Origin of the sequence: Mannheimia cairinae, from assembly GCF_028649535.1 — a bacterium.
In the GTDB taxonomy this organism is placed as follows: domain Bacteria; phylum Pseudomonadota; class Gammaproteobacteria; order Enterobacterales; family Pasteurellaceae; genus Mannheimia; species Mannheimia cairinae.
In genome coordinates, this window is the sequence record NZ_JAQSJE010000007.1 from 27,299 (window position 1) to 46,762 (window position 19,464).

At 37.9% G+C, this 19,464-nt stretch carries 20 protein-coding genes and 1 tRNA gene; 8 read left to right on the forward strand and 13 right to left on the reverse strand.

The genetic code is table 11. The annotated features are described in order from the left end of the window. Positions 1-84: 84 nt before the first annotated feature. The 5 genes from rsmG to mnmG form a co-directional block, all read right to left on the reverse strand. Positions 85-699, reverse strand: a complete 615-nt coding sequence (gene rsmG / locus PTQ27_RS07030; RefSeq protein ID WP_273749215.1) for a 16S rRNA (guanine(527)-N(7))-methyltransferase RsmG — start codon at positions 697-699, stop codon at positions 85-87. Positions 700-807: 108 nt separating this feature from the next. Continuing rightward, the gene (locus PTQ27_RS07035; RefSeq protein ID WP_353617053.1) at positions 808-1,842 is read right to left on the reverse strand and encodes a type II toxin-antitoxin system HipA family toxin; all 1,035 of its coding nucleotides are present in this window, start codon (positions 1,840-1,842) and stop codon (positions 808-810) included. Then, the gene (locus tag PTQ27_RS07040) at positions 1,839-2,156 is read right to left on the reverse strand and encodes a HipA N-terminal domain-containing protein (protein WP_273749213.1); all 318 of its coding nucleotides are present in this window, start codon (positions 2,154-2,156) and stop codon (positions 1,839-1,841) included. Before PTQ27_RS07040 ends, PTQ27_RS07035 begins: the two co-directional genes overlap by 4 nt. Continuing rightward, entirely contained in the window at positions 2,144-2,452 is a 309-nt protein-coding gene (locus PTQ27_RS07045) for a helix-turn-helix domain-containing protein (protein ID WP_273749212.1), read from the reverse strand. Before PTQ27_RS07045 ends, PTQ27_RS07040 begins: the two co-directional genes overlap by 13 nt. A gap of 182 nt (positions 2,453-2,634) precedes the next feature. Beyond that, positions 2,635-4,527 carry a tRNA uridine-5-carboxymethylaminomethyl(34) synthesis enzyme MnmG gene (gene mnmG, locus PTQ27_RS07050; RefSeq protein WP_273749211.1) on the reverse strand — a complete coding sequence of 631 codons (1,893 nt, stop codon included), beginning with the start codon at positions 4,525-4,527 and terminating at the stop codon, positions 2,635-2,637. A 453-nt stretch (positions 4,528-4,980) separates the two neighbouring features. Here mnmG and PTQ27_RS07055 point away from each other — a divergent pair, with 453 nt between their 5' ends. Together PTQ27_RS07055 and PTQ27_RS07060 are read left to right on the forward strand one after the other, a co-directional pair. Next, complete coding sequence (locus PTQ27_RS07055) at positions 4,981-5,454, forward strand: YchJ family protein (RefSeq protein WP_273749210.1); 474 nt, start codon at positions 4,981-4,983, stop codon at positions 5,452-5,454. Positions 5,455-5,538: 84 nt separating this feature from the next. Next, on the forward strand, positions 5,539-6,168 hold the full coding sequence (locus PTQ27_RS07060; protein WP_273749209.1) for a tellurite resistance TerB family protein: 630 nt from the start codon (positions 5,539-5,541) through the stop codon (positions 6,166-6,168). A gap of 79 nt (positions 6,169-6,247) precedes the next feature. On the opposite strand, the gene wecB is transcribed toward PTQ27_RS07060, so the two are convergent. Genes wecB through mioC form a run of 3 tightly spaced genes read right to left on the reverse strand, consistent with a single transcriptional unit; the run spans position 6,248 to position 8,699 of the window. Beyond that, entirely contained in the window at positions 6,248-7,366 is a 1,119-nt protein-coding gene (gene wecB / locus PTQ27_RS07065) for a non-hydrolyzing UDP-N-acetylglucosamine 2-epimerase (RefSeq protein ID WP_273749208.1), read from the reverse strand. Positions 7,367-7,418: 52 nt separating this feature from the next. After that, on the reverse strand, positions 7,419-8,240 hold the full coding sequence (locus PTQ27_RS07070) for a hypothetical protein (protein WP_273749207.1): 822 nt from the start codon (positions 8,238-8,240) through the stop codon (positions 7,419-7,421). 18 nt (positions 8,241-8,258) lie between these two features. Beyond that, the gene (gene mioC, locus PTQ27_RS07075; RefSeq protein ID WP_273749206.1) at positions 8,259-8,699 is read right to left on the reverse strand and encodes an FMN-binding protein MioC; all 441 of its coding nucleotides are present in this window, start codon (positions 8,697-8,699) and stop codon (positions 8,259-8,261) included. Positions 8,700-8,865: 166 nt separating this feature from the next. On the opposite strand from mioC, the gene PTQ27_RS07080 reads away from it, so the two are divergent. Then, positions 8,866-10,458: an ABC transporter substrate-binding protein gene (locus PTQ27_RS07080; protein ID WP_273749205.1), complete on the forward strand. Its 1,593-nt coding sequence runs from the start codon at positions 8,866-8,868 to the stop codon at positions 10,456-10,458. 59 nt (positions 10,459-10,517) lie between these two features. Here the strand turns inward: PTQ27_RS07080 and PTQ27_RS07085 are convergent, their stop codons facing one another. The 5 genes from PTQ27_RS07085 to PTQ27_RS07105 form a co-directional block, all read right to left on the reverse strand. After that, positions 10,518-11,441, reverse strand: coding sequence for a DMT family transporter (locus PTQ27_RS07085; protein WP_273749204.1), 924 nt, complete (start codon positions 11,439-11,441; stop codon positions 10,518-10,520). A gap of 158 nt (positions 11,442-11,599) precedes the next feature. Continuing rightward, positions 11,600-12,478: an N-acetylneuraminate lyase gene (gene nanA, locus PTQ27_RS07090; RefSeq protein WP_273749203.1), complete on the reverse strand. Its 879-nt coding sequence runs from the start codon at positions 12,476-12,478 to the stop codon at positions 11,600-11,602. 28 nt (positions 12,479-12,506) lie between these two features. Then, positions 12,507-13,409, reverse strand: a complete 903-nt coding sequence (locus tag PTQ27_RS07095) for an N-acetylmannosamine kinase (protein WP_273749202.1) — start codon at positions 13,407-13,409, stop codon at positions 12,507-12,509. 9 nt (positions 13,410-13,418) lie between these two features. Further along, positions 13,419-14,108, reverse strand: coding sequence for an N-acetylmannosamine-6-phosphate 2-epimerase (locus PTQ27_RS07100; protein ID WP_273749201.1), 690 nt, complete (start codon positions 14,106-14,108; stop codon positions 13,419-13,421). Positions 14,109-14,320: 212 nt separating this feature from the next. After that, positions 14,321-14,415, reverse strand: a tRNA-Sec gene (locus PTQ27_RS07105). A 66-nt stretch (positions 14,416-14,481) separates the two neighbouring features. On the opposite strand from PTQ27_RS07105, the gene selA reads away from it, so the two are divergent. The 5 genes from selA to PTQ27_RS07130 all read left to right on the forward strand — a co-directional run bounded on the left by selA (position 14,482) and on the right by PTQ27_RS07130 (position 19,419). Continuing rightward, complete coding sequence (selA, locus tag PTQ27_RS07110; RefSeq protein ID WP_273749200.1) at positions 14,482-15,861, forward strand: L-seryl-tRNA(Sec) selenium transferase; 1,380 nt, start codon at positions 14,482-14,484, stop codon at positions 15,859-15,861. Between the two features lie 94 nt (positions 15,862-15,955). Beyond that, positions 15,956-16,126, forward strand: a complete 171-nt coding sequence (locus tag PTQ27_RS07115) for a hypothetical protein (RefSeq protein WP_273749199.1) — start codon at positions 15,956-15,958, stop codon at positions 16,124-16,126. After that, complete coding sequence (locus PTQ27_RS07120; protein ID WP_273749198.1) at positions 16,123-16,410, forward strand: type II toxin-antitoxin system RelE/ParE family toxin; 288 nt, start codon at positions 16,123-16,125, stop codon at positions 16,408-16,410. Before PTQ27_RS07115 ends, PTQ27_RS07120 begins: the two co-directional genes overlap by 4 nt. Before the next feature lie 19 nt (positions 16,411-16,429). After that, entirely contained in the window at positions 16,430-18,277 is a 1,848-nt protein-coding gene (gene selB / locus PTQ27_RS07125) for a selenocysteine-specific translation elongation factor (RefSeq protein ID WP_273749197.1), read from the forward strand. Between the two features lie 179 nt (positions 18,278-18,456). After that, on the forward strand, positions 18,457-19,419 hold the full coding sequence (locus PTQ27_RS07130) for a TAXI family TRAP transporter solute-binding subunit (RefSeq protein WP_273749196.1): 963 nt from the start codon (positions 18,457-18,459) through the stop codon (positions 19,417-19,419). Positions 19,420-19,464: the final 45 nt, after the last annotated feature.

Genomic DNA, 19,464 nt, shown 5'->3' on the forward strand with positions numbered 1-19,464 from the left:
TAAATCCTTATAAAACAAAAGCGGTAATATTTTGCAAATTTTTTACAAAATATTACCGCTTGCCTTATTTTAGTTTAGAAAAAGCTAAGCTTTCTTCAATATAACTAAATGCCGTTCGCCAACTAATTCCGGTACTTCAAGTTTTACAACCTTTGTTAGTTCAATAGGCTTTTTAATAGCTTGAACTTCAGATTCATCATAAACACCTTTTAAGGCATAAAATTTCCCTTGCTCATTTGGAAGGTGGTAGCACCAATTTACCATATCATCTAGTGAGGCAAATGCTCGGCTTAATATGCCGTCGAATTGCTGTTCGGTGTATTCTTCCACTCGGCTTAATACCGGTGTCACATTTTGAATACCCAGCTCACGCAAGGCGTTTTTGATAAAGGTTATTCGCTTGCCAAGACTATCAAGCAGAACAAATTGCTTATCAGGGTTTGTAATAGCAAGCGGAATCCCTGGCAATCCAGGCCCCGTGCCAACATCGATAAAACGCTCGCCTTCTAAATACGGGCTAACCACAAGGCTGTCCATAATATGCTTTACCAACATTTCATCAGGGTTACGCACGGAGGTAAGGTTATAGGCTTTGTTCCATTTATCCAATAACCGAACAAAATCCACAAGTTGCTGTTTTTGCTGATCGGTTAGTGAAATATCGGTTTGGGCGAGTAAACTATTAAGTTTTGATAACATTATTTGTCCTTATCAGAGCAAGTTAAACGCATTGCTCGGTTTAAAAGTAAGAAATTAGGGAGATTGTAACAGTTATAACTCACTTACAGTAAGATTTTATCTAGCAGATTAGATAATCGGCTCATCAAGCACTTGTATCAATTTTAATCGACGATGATAGCAGTGAAGCACCGTTTCTTTATCTGCTTGTGGCATAAAGGAACGTTGGTAGATCTGCCCGACTATTTCACGCTCTTTTTCCAACTGTGGTAGTAGTTTATTGATAATCACATTGCGATTTAGCCCTATATTTTCGCCAAATTCAATAAAATCCTGCCCGATATATTCACCGTATTTCGTATGAAAACCGTGTGCTAACGCCTTTCCGCCCTCTTCTTTTTGCAATAATGGTAATGCTAGTAGGCTACTATTAAATATTGCGGGATAAGGAGCAACCGAAACAAAATCATAAACAGGGGCTAATGCTCGAGAGCCATCTTTATGGTAAATAAGAGAAAAATTTCGCAAATGCAGATCGTTATTACCGAGTAAATAGGCATAAACAACACGGCGGAATAACTCTTGTCTTAATGCCAGATTGTCTTCAAGGTAAAACAGAATAAATTTTACTAACTGTTCGTAGCTCACATACTGCTCATTATCTGAACCGATTTTACCGTATTTTTCTTGGATATTCATTGCACCATCAAGCTGTTCTTGATGAATAGGAACACCGTCAATACGGTCAAAGCGTTTAATTATAAATGCAAATTCTTCACTATTTTTAACCGCTTGTTTATCGACTTGAAAAGCAACTAAGCCATTAGGTGGCACATCAAACCCCAATTCTTTCATTACCTGCATTGTGGCGTGTTCGTTTTCGGCTAAAAATGGGTAATCAGTAGGTGAAGGTTTTAAGATATAGTTTCCTTGCTGATTAACGCTATTAAACTGATTATCTTTAATCACTAGCTGTAATTTAGGTTGATAGCCGGAAATGCTCATTCCTTGCTGTTTAATCGGCAATTCCAAACTAAATGCCTGCCGATCAAAAGGCAGTTGCGGATTAAAATACGGCTCATCGGTCAATGCCAATAATCCGGCTTTACTGTATTTCTGCTCATTTTTAAGCAAAGGTTTTAATAAGATCCGACAGAACATCACGTTTTTCTCCCAACAATTTGCACCGCTCCTATTAAATTATCACCATTATTAAGCAGTAAACTAAACAAATCCCGATTATCTATTTTTTGCAAATCTGCATACTTCGCTTTTAACCACCCTTCTGGCACAAGGGAAGCAAAATAAGGGAAAAACTGTTGTGTGACAAACTCTCTTTGCTTGACTGGTAAACTTAATGAAAGAGGGACACCTTGATAATCCGGCAAATATGCAAAACGAAAAATCTCACCATCTTGGCTTAATTCGCCGATTTTCTCGCCATATAACAACACATCTGCTTTTCTTATAACGTGCATAGTTTTACCCCTAAGGCATTAGCCACCGTCAGCACCGTTGCAAACCTTACTTGGCTTGGGTCTTGAAACAGGCGGTTTAGCGTGGAAAGCGAGACTTCTGTTTGCAGTTCTAATGTTTGCAGGTCAATTCCTAAACTTTTACGTTTATCGTTTAACAACTGCCCTAATGCAGGCAGATCGTCAATATTACCAGCAATTTTCTGCTGTTTTTGTTCATTTTCCGCTTGAATCAGTTGCTGTTGCAAATTTTTTAGAATGCTGATTTGTTCTTCAAGATATTGAATAGTATTTTTCATATTTGATATTTAAATAAAAAATTTAAATAAAAAATATCATAAAAAGAAGAATAAGAAAACAAAAAGTTTATTTTTGAGTAACTAATTGAATAAAAGATAAAAAACTATCTTTTATGAAAGATAAGTAAAAAAATAAGCGGTCGTTTTTGCAATTTAATTTGCAAAATCAACCGCTTGTAGAACTACAGTTCTCCGCGTTTTAACATTCCTTGTTTTTTCAAATTCACTAATAGAATTGAAATTGCCGCAGGGGTCACGCCTGAAATACGGCTTGCTTGCCCGATAGAAACCGGGCGGTGTTGCATTAGTTTAGCTCGAACTTCGTTGGATAAGCTTTCCACCTTGTCATAATCAAACTCTGCTGGAATTTGCGTGTTTTCGTGGCGGCGGTGACGTTCAATTTCATTATATTGATGTTCAATATAGCCTTGGTATTTAATCGCAATTTCGACCTGTTCTGCAGCCTGTTTATCTTCTAGTGCAGGGGCGAAAAGTGGTACTTGAGTTAGTTTTTCATAACTCATTTCAGGGCGACGTAATAAATCTTCCCCACTTGCTTCACGCGTTAATGGCGAGCTTACAAGTTCATTCATTGCAGCTAAATGTTCCGATTGAGGGTGGATCCAAATCTGCTTTAAACGCTCACGCTCTTTTGCGATGTTTTCCATTTTCTCGTTAAAACGCACCCAGCGAGCTTCGTCAATAAGCCCTAGTTGATGAGCAATCGGTGTTAAACGGCTGTCTGCGTTGTCTTCACGCAGTAATAAGCGGTATTCTGCACGGGAGGTAAAGACACGGTACGGTTCCTTAGTGCCAAGCGTACATAAATCATCAACCAATACACCTGTGTAAGCTAAATCTCGGGTTGGGAACCAAGCTTCTTTTTCTTGCACTTGTAATGCGGCGTTAATCCCTGCTAACAAACCTTGAGCAGCAGCTTCTTCGTAGCCAGTCGTTCCGTTAATTTGTCCGGCAAAGAACAAACCATCAATAGCTTTGGTTTCAAGGGTTGGTTTTAAATCACGAGGGTCGAAGTAATCGTATTCAATCGCATAGCCCGGTTTAATAATACGTGCATTTTCTAACCCTTTCATTGAACGAACAATCCCCATTTGCACATCAAACGGTAAGCTGGTTGAAATGCCGTTAGGATAAACCTCTATTGTATTTAAACCTTCCGGTTCTAAGTAGATTTGGTGACTGTTACGCTCACTAAAACGCATTACCTTATCTTCAATAGAAGGGCAGTAACGAGGGCCAATACCTTCAATAACCCCTGTGTACATCGGGCTACGATCTAAATTAGCACGGATTACATCGTGCGTTTGTTCATTAGTGTGTGTAATGTAACAAGGAATCTGGCGAGGGTGTAAATCAACGGATCCCATAAAAGACATTACCGGCAATACTTTATCACCGTGCTGTTCTGCTAATACTGAGAAATCAATAGTACGTGCATCAATACGAGGTGGTGTGCCTGTTTTTAGTCTATCAACACGTAAATTAAGATCTCTTAAACGTTGGGCGAGACTGGTTGCTGCCGGATCTCCTGCTCGTCCACCTTCGTAATTATCTAAACCAATATGGATCTTACCTGCTAAGAAAGTACCGGCCGTTAAAATTACAGAGCGAGATTTAAACACAAGCCCCATTTTAGTTACTGCACCTACCGCACGATTATTTTCAATTAAAATATCTACTACTTCTTGTTGGAAAATATCTAAATTCGGCTGATTTTCAAGAGCCGTTCGTACCGCATTACGGTAAAGCACACGGTCTGCCTGAGCACGGGTTGCTCGCACAGCTGGGCCTTTTGAACTGTTTAAAGTCCGAAATTGGATCCCTGCTTGGTCGGTTGCGATAGCCATTAAACCGCCCATCGCATCAATTTCTTTTACCAAATGCCCTTTACCAATTCCCCCAATCGCAGGGTTACAAGACATTTGCCCTAAAGTATCTACATTATGTGTGAGTAATAAGGTTTTTAGTCCCATACGAGCAGGAGCTAGAGCGGCTTCAGTTCCTGCGTGTCCGCCACCTACAACAATTACGTCGTAAATATCGTTATAAATCATATATCGCCTTGTTTTACAAAAATCTATTCTAAAATAAACGAGTATTTTACCTTAAAAAAGGATCTACTGGGAAATAGATTTTAAGATCTTAAAAAAGGATCCATTAGGTGAAAGCTAAATATAAAATAGATCTTTATATAGATCTTTATTACTATTTATATTAGATCTTCCATTTTATGTGTGTAAGTGATCTTTCTTTTAAAAAACAAGAGGTTATTTTAAAAAATGGAAGGGGATAAATTAATTTATTTAAAGATCTAACTTGTGGATAAAAGATTAAGTTATCCACAACACTTAAATTATCCCCTTCTTTATAAAAATAACTATCAACTAATTCAGTATTTTTTAAGAAGTTATCCACAAGGGGTGTGTCACGCTTTTTAAGAAATTTGTATTTTTCTGCTTCTACAGTAAAATTCGATATATTTATTGTTTGATTAAATGCAGGTAAAAATGTCAGAAAAAATAACCGCTTGTCCTTGTCAGTCTGGTCAGGATTACACTGAATGTTGCCAACCTTTTCATTTATATAAGAGTTTTCCTGAAACTGCAGAACAATTAATGCGTTCTCGTTATTGTGCTTATACTCTGGTTAATATTCCTTATATAGTTGAAACAACAGTTCCAAACCAGCAAAAATATCTTGATCAAATAGCAATGAAAGAGTGGGGAGAAACAACCCACTGGGCTGGATTAGAGATAGTGAAGCATTTGCCAAATATTTCAAAAAATCATAGCAAAGTAGAATTTAATGCATTTTTTAAAACAGAAGAAGGTATCCAAGCACATAATGAAATTTCACTTTTTGTGAAGATTAATCAACGCTGGTTTTTTATTGATCCAACTGTTCCATTACCAAATCAAAAACAAAATTGTGTCTGTGGATCTGGTAAAAAGTTTAAACATTGTTGCGGTTTTTATTTATAAAAAATGGTTTAGTATTGAACTATTATTTATCCAATTTGACTAAATAACTAAATTTTATCTACTTACCTAATAAAGGGGAATCTGATGGACTTTAGCAAAATTTTAAATCAAGTTTTAACATCTGCAAAAGATGCGACAACAGATGGGTTAATCAAAGGTAATTCTAAAAACGACCAAATTGCTAAAATTGGCGGAGGTGCTGCTGCAGTAGGCCTTATTTCAATGATTTTTGGGCGTAAAGGTGGTGCTGGCTTAGCTAAATTAGGTTCTCTTGCTGCTTTAGGTAGCCTTGCTTATCAAGCTTATCAGAAGTACCAAACGCAAAATACGGTAGCATCTGAATTAACACAGAGCAGTTTTAATGATGTTGATGAAAATATGGCAAGTAAAATAATTTTACAAGCAATGATAGCAGCCGCTGCGGCTGATGGTGAGATAACCGCAGAAGAAAAATCAACAATTATTGCTCAGGTAGGAGATGATGTTGAAGTATTAGCTTGGATTGAGCAAGAATTAAATAATCCTACTTCTATTAGCGAAATTGCCCGCCAAGTAGGTAATAATCAGGCATTAGCAACACAAGTTTATTTAGCTGCTCGAGCAGTATGTAAAGATTTGGAACGTAAAGAGATTATCTTTTTAGCTAATTTAGCTGAAGCTTTAGGTTTACCTGATGCTTTAGTTGAACAATTAGAAAAAGACGCTGGCTTCTAATTTAAATAAGAATTAGATACAAGCGGTTATATTTTCGGAGTTTTTTGCGAAAAACTTGTGAAATATGACCGCTTGTTCTTTATTGTTTTTGAATTCCAAGAATCATTAATATTTTTTCTACAGCAGTACCATCTCCATAAGGATTATGGGCTTCTGCCATCTGTTGGTAAGACTCATTATTTGTTAGTAATTCGGTTACACTATCAATAATAGTTTGTTTGAATGTTCCCACCAGTTTTACCGTACCTGCCTCAACTGCCTCTGGCCGTTCTGTGGTATCCCTCATTACTAATACCGGTTTTCCTAATGATGGGGCTTCTTCTTGAATTCCGCCTGAATCCGTTAAAATTAAATAAGATTGACGCATTAAGTAAACAAAGCTTAAGTAATCCAGTGGCTCTATAAGATGGATATTCGTTTTTCCTTGTAACCAACGGTTTACCGGCTCTCTTACATTTGGGTTTAAATGGACTGGATAAACAAATTCTACATTTGGGAATTGTTCTGCTAGATAAGAAATAGCACCGCAGATATTTTCAAAACCTAAACCAAAGTTTTCTCGACGGTGGCCGGTGATTAATACCACTTTTTTACCCTCAATATAGTTAAATTGTTTTTGTAAGCGGTCTAAAAGTTCGGCATTTTTATCAATTTTTTGGCAGGCAAGAAAAAGAGCATCAACAACGGTATTTCCTGTAATGTAAATATCTTCCGTTTTTATACCTTCAGCAAGCAGGTTAGCTTGAGTGCTTTGTGTGGGGGCAAAGTGATATTTTGCTAATGCACCGGTAAGTTTGCGATTGCCTTCTTCCGGCCAAGGCGAATAAATATTATGGGTTCGTAATCCTGCTTCAATATGTGCAATATCAATTTGGTTATAGTAAGCTGCTAAAGATGTAGCCAATGTTGTTGCCGTATCACCGTGAACAAAAATAGTAGTTGGCTTATATTCATCAATAACTGGCTGGATTTTTTCTAAAATAGACGATGTTACGGAAGAAAGCGTTTGCTTACTACTCATAATATCTAAATCATAATCTGGTTTAATGTCAAAAAGCTCCAAAATTTGATCTAGTATTTGACGGTGTTGTGCGGTGACACAAACACGAAAATTTAAACCACTTTTTTTAAAGCCATTAATGAGAGGAGCCATTTTTATAGCTTCAGGGCGAGTACCAAAGACAATAAGATATCGCATTATTTATATTTTCCTCAAATACTATATTATGCAACTCAACAATATATGTTCATTATTTTTTATCTAACTGTTGTCTAATATTTGTTTCGCCTGCTTCAAAAAGCATTTGAGCTTTGTTTGCTCTCGCTCTAGCCTCTTCTGCTTTTTTCGCACTTATTTTCACTTTTTCTTCATAATACTCTACCTTGCTTAATTTCAAGCGAGATAAATGGTAATTCGCTGCAGATTCCGCATCTTTTGCTTTTTTTAAGTTAGCATCACTTGGACTATTTTTGGCTATTTGAGCTGCTTTTTCGGCTTCAGCTCTCGTTTCTTCAACTCTTTTCTTTAATATAATTAAATCACGCTTAGCTTTTTCTAAGCGTTGTACTTCTTTTTTATGATGTTCTTCAGCCTTTTTAGCCAGAATGTTCTCACGCTCTACAATATGTTGAGGGTTTCTATTTCCTAAACCTCCGGCAGAGGTTGTTGCTGTTGAACCACCTAGATTACCACTTACACCAACAGAAACAGGTACGGTTCCAGCTCGATATTTTTCAGCGTATTCAATAGTTCCATATTCTGGGTTTTCTTTATCTTTTGCGTGTGTTAATGGCTGCTTTGCTTTTTTTAATGCCTTATTTTTATTTTGAGCATAGTGGCGAGCTAAATCTAACTTACTGTCTTCTGTGTGGTAGCCCTGCATTGGAATCTGAAAATTCTCTATGCTATCGGTATATATCGGTGAGCAATATTCGACAATACTGCCTGATTCATCTTTTGTTTGATAGCAACTGTAATTTAAAACGTGATAAATTTGGTTAAGAGGCTCTGATTTAGCATGAGTAGGTAAATAAAAAGCTAAAATAGAGAATAAACCTATACTGAATCTCATTTTATTCATCATAAATCCTTATAGATTTTGTAGAAAAGAAGGTAGCCATTCTTCAGCACTAGCGTCGTGGTCGAAATTATTAACCACATCAATACGTAGTGATTCACATACTTGGTTTGCTCCCTTAGCGTTAAGAGAATCTTCTACAATATCAACGGCATTGCAAAAAGTATCATAATCGCTGCTACCTAACCCAATGACACCAAATTTCATTGTACTGAAGTCAGCAGAGCTTGACTTTAAATCAGCAAATAGAGGTTGAATATTATCAGGTAATTCGCCAGCACCGTGGGTAGAAGTAACGACAATTAAATGTGATTTACCTTCAATATCTGCAAGTGTTGCTTGGTTAAATAGCTCTACTTCAAAGCCTTGTTCGGTTAATACATCATTAATGTGATCGGCAACATATTCCGCACCACCTAATGTGCTGCCAGTGATAATACAAATAGAGTTCATCTTAAATCTCTTGTTAAAAAATCGTTATTGCTATTCTAGCGAAGATACCATTGTTTGCAAATGATTCTTACGAATTAGCTTTGGTTATAACTTATAAGTTTTGGTTATTTTTAAAACGATATAATGCCGAGTAAGTTACGCTTAATATCTTATTTAAGGAGTTTTTATGCGTCTTTCTAAATTAGCATTCAGTTTAGCTTTTCTTAGTTCAGGTGTTGTTTATGCTGCACCAGCGAACACATTGATTAACTGCGTGGCAACCCCACCAATGAAATTAAGCCCTGCTATTACCAATGATGCCAATGATTTTAATGCAAGTTCTCAGCAAATTTATAATCGTTTGTTATCATTTAAAGCGGGTACATTAGAACTTGAGCCAAGTTTGGCTGAAAAATGGGAAATATCTGAAGATGGTCTGACTTATACTTTCCATTTAAGAAAAGATGTGAAATTCCACGCAAATAAAACCTTTAACCCAACTCGCCCATTAAATGCGGATGATGTGCTTTTCTCATTCCAACGTCAGCTTGATGCCGATCATCCTTATCATAAAGTTTCTGGCGGAACCTATTTTTACTACCATTGGATGAATTTGCCGAAAATCTTAAAATCCGTAGAAAAAGTGGACGATCATACGGTTAAAATTACGTTGCAACAGCCAAATACCCCCTTTTTAACGACAGTTGCGATGGATTTCTTGTCGATTTATTCTAAAGAATATGCCGATAAATTACTGGCGGAAGGAAAACCTGAATTACTTGATCAACAGCCGATTGGTACAGGTCCTTTTGTTTTCCAAACGTATCAAACTGATCACGCCGTACGCTATACCGCCAACCTAGATTATTTTGAAGGAAAGGCGAAATTCGACAGACTTATTTTCAGCATTACCCCAGATGCCGGCACTCGTTATGCTAAGTTAAGAGCGGGAGAGTGCGATGTCATTGATTTCCCGAATATTTCAGATATTGCACAAATGAAACAAGACCCTGCGGTAAATTTACTGGAGCGTGAAGGGTTAAATCTTGCTTATATTGGTTTAAATAGCACAAAGCCAGCATTAAACAATCCGAAAGTTCGCCAAGCATTACATTATGCGACGGATAAAAAATCTATTGTGGCGGCGGTGTATCAAGGTGGTGGTTCTGTGGCAACAAACCCGTTCCCTGATGCGGTATTAGGCTATAACCCGAATTTGCCTCAATATGAATTTAATTTAGAAAAGGCAAAAGCATTATTAGCGGAGGCTGGTTTTGCCGACGGTTTTGAAACGGAAATTTGGGTGCAGCCAGTGGTTCGTCCGTCTAATCCAAACCCTCGCCGTACGGCTGAAATTATTCAAACAGACTGGGCAAAAATTGGTGTAAAGGCGAAGTTAGTTACTCACGAATGGGCAGATTTTAATAAACGTACTCGTGAAGGTGAATTTTCTGCCGGTACTTATGGTTGGACGAGCCGTAATGGCGACCCTGATAACTTCCTGTTCCCATTGTTAAGTAAAGCGAATATTCCAGGCACAAATTATGGACGCTGGACGGATGAAACGTTTGAAAACTTACTAGCACAAGCGGTACAAACACAAAACCGTGAGGAGCGAGCGAAACTCTATCAACAAGCGGTGGAAATTGCCAATGAGCAAACACCATTTATTCCGCTGGCTCACGCCATTAACTATGTACCATTAAGCAAAAGAGTGCAAGGTTTCGTACAAAACCCATTTGGATATACACCTTTTTATGGGGTAAGCTTATCTGAATAAGAATATTCAAGCGGTTGATTTTGCAATCTTTTTTGCAAAACCGACCGCTTGTTTTTTTATTAGAAAACCCGAATACAAGCCACACCTGCTAAAAGCAGAACAATGCCGATAATTTGCGAGGGTAAAATCGCTTTTTTTACCACGCTAAACAGCCCAAATCTATCAACCAAAATACTGCCTGAAATTAAGCCTAATAGCATTAACATTACAACCGAGCCGGTACCTATTTGTGGTACAAGCCAAACACTAGCGAAAATAAATGAACCGGCTAACACACCTCCAAGCCACATCCAAAAAGGTTGCTCTTTTGTTGATTTTACTAAATTAACAACACTTTTTTCATAAAAAATAACAACGAATAACAAGCCTAATGTGCCAACTAAAAATGAGACAATCGCTGAACTTAAAGGCGAACCAAGTACATTTCCAAGTTCACCATTTACCGCAGCTTGGGTTGCCATCGAAATACCACCTAATACCCCAACTGCTCGCCATAGCCATAATTCATTACCCCCTGTTTTGTTTTTTAATGTTCTTAAATTTGGCAAAACAACAGCCACAAAAACACCTAATAAAACTAATGCTATGCCTAATATACGATTGCCAGAAAATGCAATTTGTGGAGCATTAAGCCAACCAAAACTATCAATAAGGATACCCATTATGACTTGCCCTAAAATTGGCATTACGGCAGTTTGTACACCACCTAATTTAGGGAAGATTAAAACATTAATGGTTAAGGCAATCATTCCCAAAAATCCGCCAGTCCAAGCCCAGAAAGGTGCTATTTCAAATATGTTTTGATGAAATTGTAACGGCTTGTTAAGCAATAAGGATAAGGTAAATAAAAAAGTTAATCCGACAGAAAAGGAGACTAAAGAAGTTAAAAATGGTGAGCCAAGATGCAAACGTAATCGGGCATTAACAGCAGATTGAAAGGCAATTCCTACTCCCGCTAAAATGCCAATAATAAATGTGATCATAAATATGCTACTAAAATAATCTTATCCAACAATAGTGTTATTTTAGTCTAAAAATATTTTCCCTTCATATCAAAAAATAGAAATAAAAAAGCACCTTGAGTAGTTTTAGCTATACAAGGTGCAAAAGCGTTAAGGAAATTTATATGAAATAATAGCAATTATAAGAATTTTTCGTGCAGAGCTTTCGCTACCGCTAATTGTTTTTCTGTTGCTTTTGATGTCATTGGCTCACGGCAGTAGCCTGCATCTATACCTTCTAATTTTAATAACTCTTTAATGGTTAAGTATAATCCGTTGGCTAAAATACCTTCAATTAAGTCGTTAGTAACGTGTTGAATGTCTAATGCTTCTTGAATTTTACCTTGTTGAGCTAATTCAAAAATTTGACGAGCACGAACCCCGTTTACGTTGAATGTTGAGCCAATCGCTCCATCAATACCTAATACGGCAGCTGGTAACATCATTTCATCAAAACCAGCCCAGATTAAGTGGTTTGGATAAGCTTTTTTCAAGCGTTCTAATAAGTAGAAGTCGCCTGCTGTGAATTTAACACCTAAGATTTTCGGGTTTTTGTAAAGTTCGCCGAATTGTTCTACCCCAATATTCACACCTGTTAAGAATGGAATAGAGTAAACAATCATATTTGCACCTGTTTCTGCAATGATTGTGTCATAGTAGTGTTTGATTTCTGGGAAGCTAAATTTGTAGTAGAACGGTGTTACTGCAGATAAGCAGTCGTAGCCTAATTCTGTAGCATATTTACCTAATTCAACCGCTTCTTGTAAGTTTACGCTACCTACTTGTGCAATTAAGGCAATTTCATCTTTCGCTTCATCTTTTGCGATGCGGAAAATTTCTTTTTTCTCTGCGGTTGAAATCATAAAGTTTTCACCAGTTGAACCACCAACATATAAGCCATCTACTTTCATTTTTTCGATGTTATGGCGGATAATTTGGCGTAAACCTTTTTCATTGATAGAGCCATCTTCGTTGTAAGGAACGAGTAACGCACTAAAAATACCTTTTAAGTTTTTCATTTGATTCTCCAAAATTAGAATTTGTTTGTTAAAGCGTTAATCCTTGTTTAAGCCGATTTTCCGCCCACCAAGCGGCACCGATTAAACCAGCATCTTGTCCTGATTGTGCATTTTCTAATGCACATTGGTAAACTGTTGGCATTTCAGTTAAATAGCGTTGAACAAGCGGTAAATAACCTTCCGCCAAGCCAACACTTCCCCCTAATACCACTTTTTGTATGTCTAAACTAATTTTCAAATCAGCAATTAAATTAGCTATTGCTTTTGCAGATTTTTCAACTAATTCGACCGCTTGTTGATTGCCCTGTCTAAAGCGTTCAAAAACCTCTTTAGGGGTACAAGGCTCATCCCACTTGCTTGAAACTGCTTCAATGGCTCGTCCTGCCGCTACCGCTTCGACACAACCAACTCTACCACAACCACAAACCGGGCCGTTAGGATCGGCGAGCGTATGCCCTATGTGTCCTGCAATGCCATTCGGACCTGTTAATAAATCGCCATTTAAAATAATGCCACCGCCAACACCAGTTGAAACGGTAATAAATACAAAATTTTTAACCGCTTGTTGGTTTTCAAATAAGTATTCGGCACAAACCGCTGCTTGCACATCATTGAGCAAACCAATAGGTTTGTCTGTGTGGCGAGCAATACTCTCTTTTAGTGGAAACTCCGCCAAACCGCCCAAATTTTTCGGGTTAAGGGCGGTTAAAATACCTTGATTGATAATGCCTGTTGAAGCAACGGCAATAAAGTCAAATTGTCCTTGGTAATGTTCAACCACTTCTTTTAATGCTTGATGCAAACTCCCAGCTTGATCTTCTTGTGGTCTATCCGTTGGCGTTTGAATTTGTTTTCGTTGCTCAACTTGATTGTTTTGAATAATAGCGGTCGCAATTTTTGTGCCACCAATATCTATGGCTAAACAACGCATAACTTACCTCTATTTTTTCGCTGAATTAACCGAATCAGCAAACCAGCTTACAATGTGCTCTAATCGAGTTAAAGCTGAACCAACTGTCACATAATCTGCTCCGATTTCAATAGCGACTTTGGCAAGCTCCGGTGTGTTATAACGGCCTTCTGCCATTACATTGCAGCCAGCTGCTTTTAAATCTTTAACTAATTGATAATCTGGTTCTGCTGGAATATCTCCTCCTGTATAGCCAGACATTGTGCTTCCCACAATATCAAAACCAAGTTGTTGGCAATGTAAGCCTTCTTCAAGATTAGAGCAATCCGCCATTGCTAAACATCCCTTATCGTGAATGCGTTTTACTGCATCTTCAATACTTACAGGACGTGTGCGGAATGTGCCATCAACGGCGATAATGTCTGCTCCTGCTTCAGCTAAAGCATCAATATCTTCTAAGAAAGGAGTAATGCGAATGGGGGTATCGGGCAGATCTCGTTTTACAATACCGATGATAGGTACCTCAACGGCTGCTCGAGTGCTTTTTAAATTTTCAATACCTTCAATACGAATCCCTTTGGCTCCACCTATGACTGAAGCTTGTGCCATTGCGGCAACAATTTCTGGTTTATCCATTGGGCCATCATCTACCGGTTGGCAAGATGCAATGAGTCCGTGTTGAATTTTATTTAAGATAGTATCACGAGATAGTTTTGACATAACTGTTCCTTTTTTATATTGCAAAAGGTAGTCAAAAGACTAGATTTTGTTGTGAAGAAATACTCCAAATAATTATACTTTAATAAATTTTCACTACAAATAGAAAAAATAAAAAATGTGAGCTAGATCGCATTTTTTATAAAATTTTGGAAGGTTATTTGATATAGGTAATAAAAAAGCAACTAAATTTTAACATTTAGTTGCCTAAAATTTGGCGGAAGTGCATGGGAGTCGAACCCACCCGAGAACGCTGGCGTCCTCAACAGGATTTGAAGTCCTGCCACCTCACCGGAGATGACGCACTTCCGAAAAGATGGCAATATTGTACTTTATTTATTAGAATTATCAAAAGAATTCTCAACAGAAAATCACTATGCAACAATTATTCCGACAAATTCCCTCTCTGGACTCACTCTTAAAGCAACCACAAGCGGTCGAATTATGCCAACAATTTGCATATTCGACAGTTGCAGAACAAGCTCGTTTGCTGATTGAACAAGCTCGCCGTTTTATTTCTCAACATCATTCTATTCCGCATTTTATTGCAGATGAAAATACCTTTTTTATGATGTTGGAAGAAAAACTCCAAAATTTAAGTAAGGTTAAAATTAGAACTGTCTTTAATTTAACGGGTACGGTATTGCATACCAATTTAGGGCGAGGGTTATGGTCGGAAAATGCGATTCAAGCAGCAACCAATGCTATGCAAAATAATGTGGCATTAGAGTTTGATATTGAAGAGGGCAAACGCTCACACCGAGATAATTATATTTCTGAACTGGTGCAACAAATTACGGGGGCTGAGGCAGCTTGTGTTGTGAATAATAATGCAGCTGCGGTGTTGTTGATGTTAGCTACTTTTGCACAAGGCAAGGAAGTGATTGTCTCCCGTGGTGAATTGGTGGAAATTGGCGGAGCATTCCGTATTCCAGATATTATGGCTCAAGCTGGTTGTAAATTGGTGGAAGTTGGCACAACCAACCGCACTCATTTAAAAGATTATCGTAATGCGATTAATGAAAACACTGCCTTTTTAATGAAGGTACACACCAGTAATTATCATATTGAAGGTTTCACAAGCTCCGTTTCGGAAGAAGAGTTGGTGGCTCTTGGTAAAGAGTTTGATTTGCCCGTGATTAGTGATTTGGGCAGTGGTTCGCTTACCAATATGCAAGCCTTAAATTTACCGGCAGAACCAATGGTGCAACAAAAAGTGGCTACGGGTGTGAGCCTTGTTTCATTCTCTGGCGATAAATTATTAGGTGGCCCACAGGCTGGGATTATTGTGGGAAGTAAAGAGATGATTGCACAACTGCAACAACACCCATTAAAACGGGTTCTGCGTTGCGATAAAGTGATTTTATCTGCTCTTGAAGCAACCTTACGCCACTATTTATTCCCAGAAAAGCTGACAGCAGATTTACCAACCTTGAATTTGCTCACACAATCTCTTGAAACCTTACAAACCAAAGCGGAAAAATTAAAAGAGGTATTAGGCAAGCGGTTAAATTCCAACTATATTTTGCAAATTGAACCAAGCCTTGCACAAATTGGCAGTGGAGCTTTACCGACCGAACGTTTACCTTCGCTTGCAATCACGATTTCTGCTGAAAAACAAAGCGATTTACTCGCATTAGAAAAACAGTTTAAAGCCTTTGAAAACCCAATTATCGGACGTTTTTCCGATAAAAAATTCTGGTTGGATTTACGATCTGTTGCGGAGTTTGAGGGATTGGTTGAGATGTTAAAATAAAAATGTTGGAACAATGGGTAACTTACCTTAAAGTGAAATCTTGAACTTTACCTAAATCGGGCTAGAATAGCTTATATAACGAAAGGGGGATAATATGGATCTCGCACTATTGCATAATTTATCCGAAAGCGAAAAGCAAAAAAATTTCTATACAGAAGATGAACTTGCTTTATTGTATAAATTGGAAAAAGGATTGATAGAAACCAAATCGCACGATCAAGTAATGGAAGATTTGCGTAAAAAATTAGGACTATCTGAAAAATGATGAAGTTTGATTATGGCATTATTTGGCTTAAACAGGCTGAAACCAAATTATTTCATCAGGCGGATTATATTTTACAACAATCAAGAAACCCTATTATCGCAGAGCAATTTTATGATGCGATAAAAAGCGAAGTCGATAAACTTTCCTATACCGCTGATGTTTATCGACTTCGTAAGAAAAAAGAAATTCCCATTTTAAATGGCAAGCATCAAGTAAAATTCCTGATTGGTCAGGAAAATGTCTATATCGTAGATTTTAAATCCGCCCGTCAAAATAGCTACTGATTTCTCAATAAGGATTCTTATGATTATCTGCACCGCAGGCCACGTCGATCACGGCAAAACGGCTCTTTTACAAGCCTTAACCGGCACCAATACTGCCCACTTACCCGAAGAGAAAAAACGGGGGCTAACCATTGATTTAGGTTACGCTTATTTACCGATTGAAAATGATGTTTTAGGTTTTATTGATGTGCCGGGGCATCAACGCTTTTTATCCAATATGTTGGCAGGGCTTGGGGGAATTAACCACGCTCTATTAGTAATTTCTGCCGAAGAAGGGATTAAGCCTCAAACCGAAGAACATTTGGAAATTCTTCGTTTATTAAATTTCCAACATATTATGATTGTGATTACCAAGGCTGATCGTGCCGAGCCTGAACAGATTTCACAACTGATTGAGAATGTTAAAACTGCTCACCCGTTTTTAGCCGATGCTAAAACCTTTGTTACCTCCGCCAAAACCTTAGCTGGCATTGAGGAGCTGAAAGCCCATTTAATTCAATTAAATCAACAAAATATCCAAACACAAAAACCATTCCGCTATGCGATTGACCGTGTCTTTAACGTAAAAGGAGCGGGCTTGGTGGTAACAGGAACGGCGGTTTCGGGCAGTGTGAATATCGGGAGCGAGCTGTTTTTATCCAATGGTAAAACAGTGCGAATTAAGGCAATTCACGCCCAAAACACACCGGCTGAAACAGGCTTGGCGGGGCAACGTTTAGCGTTGAATATCGCTAATGTAAAAAAAGAAGATATTCAACGAGGTGATTGGATTACCGAGCTTGAACCTAAGTTTGCCACTGATCGTATTACCGTTCAACTTTGTGCCAACCAAGTTTTTAAAGAAAACAGCGTGGTGCATCTTTACCACTTTGCCTCGCATATTACGGGTAAACTGAATTTACTTGAGGCAACGCAAGCGGTTAAAAATCAGCACTATTTTGCAGAAGTGATTTTAGACGAACCACTACATATTGCGGTGGGCGATAAACTGATTTTGCGTAGTGGCGATGATAGCCAAACTTTAGCTGGGGCGGAAGTGTTAGAAATTCATTCGCCGAAACGTCATAAGCGAACCGATGAACGTTTGGCATTTGTAAAAAATTTAGCAAAAACAACCGCTTGTAATGATTTCGCCAACCGTGTGAGTTTATGCTTACAGCAGAAAGCGAGAGAATTAAACGCTTTACAATGGGCGGAACAATGCTTTGCACAAGATATTGCCGAGCTTGGTTTTGATATTTCCTCAAAATGGGTGTTTACCACCGAATTTAAAAATACCGCCCAGCAAAATGTGTTAGCTAAAATTGCGGAATATCATCAACAACATCAAGATCAATTAGGCGTAACCAAAGCCCGTTTGTATCGTATAGCGTTATTGGATTTACCTGAAACACTGGCATATCAATTTATTGATGAATTAGTGGAAACTAAACAGCTTACCAATAGCCGAGGTTGGTTGCATTTGCCAGAGCATCGTATTGAATTTGATTCAGCTGAATTGCAAATTTGGCAACAAATCCGACCGCTTTTTGAAGCAACAAATCAAGCTCTTTGGGTGCGAGATATTGCCAGCCAGCTCTCTATTGACGAAACTCAAATGCGTAACTTACTCTACAAAGCAGGGAAATTGGGCTATTTAATTCCGATTGTAAAAGACCGTTTTCTATTAAGCGAACAAATCGAGCAATTCGCCACTCTGATTAAAGCCTTTGTGGCAGAACACGGCAGTATTTCGGTTAATCAATTACGAGATGAATTAAATTACGGACGAAAGCTGACTGTTCAACTCATTGAGTATTTCGATCGCTCTGGTTTTTTAAGACGTAAAGGCGATATTCACTTGCTGCGAGACAGCGATACTTTTTAGCGATAGATTTTTTTGATTATTAAAAATAATTTTACTAATTCAAAAATCTATGCTAATAATCATAGTTAAGAGGCAAATGCAACTCAAAGAAGTTTTGTATCTCTTGTGATGTTTTTAGGCTAAAGCTTATAAAACAATAAAATTTACCTTTTCTCATCCCTCTATAATAGGAGTTAATAATGAAAAAATTAGTAAAACTTTCTTTCCTTGCAAGCCTTGTGATGGGTACAGCTTCAGTGCAAGCTGCTGAAACTTTTGTGACTATCGGTACTGGTGGTCAAACTGGGGTTTATTATGTAGTTGGTCAATCAATTTGCCAATTAGTAAACCGTGATACTGCAAAAACAGGTGTGAAATGTAATGCTCCATCAACAGGTGCTTCTGTTGCTAACTTAAATTCTATTGCTGCAAAAGAAATGGATATGGGGATTGCACAATCAGACTGGCAATTCCACGCTTACAATGGTTCTAGCTCATTTGAAGGTAAGAAAAACGATAAAATCCGTGCGATTTTCTCACTTCACCCAGAACCGTTTACCGTAATGGCTCGTACCGATGCAAACATTAACTCATTTGATGATTTAAAAGCAAAACGTGTTAATGTGGGTGACCCGGGCTCTGGTACTCGTGCAACAATGAATGTTATTTTAGATGCTAAAGGTTGGACAAACAGAGACTTTAAAGTTGCTTCAGAGTTAAAACCAGCAGAAATGGCTTCTGTAATGTGTGATAACAACTTAGATGCAATTACTTATAACGTTGGTCATCCTAATGGTGCATTAAAAGAAGCTGCGGCCTCTTGTGATGCAAAATTAGTACCAGTAACAGGCCCTGAAATTGATAAATTAGTGGCAGATCACCCATATTACGCTAAAGCAACTATTCCGGGCGGTTTATATAAAGGTTCAGATGAGCCGACAGAAACTTTCGGTGTATATGCAACGTTAGTGACATCTGCTGATGTAGATGCAGACAAAGTTTATACGGTAACAAAAGCGGTATTTGATAACTTCGATCGCTTCAAACGTTTACACCCTGCATTTGCTCACTTAAAAGAAGAAGAAATGATTAAAAACGCTCTTTCTGCACCATTACACGAAGGTGCGGTGCGTTACTATAAAGAGAAAGGCTGGATTAAATAATATTTCGCTTTCTTCACTTAATTTAATCAGCACGTTTTTTAGCGT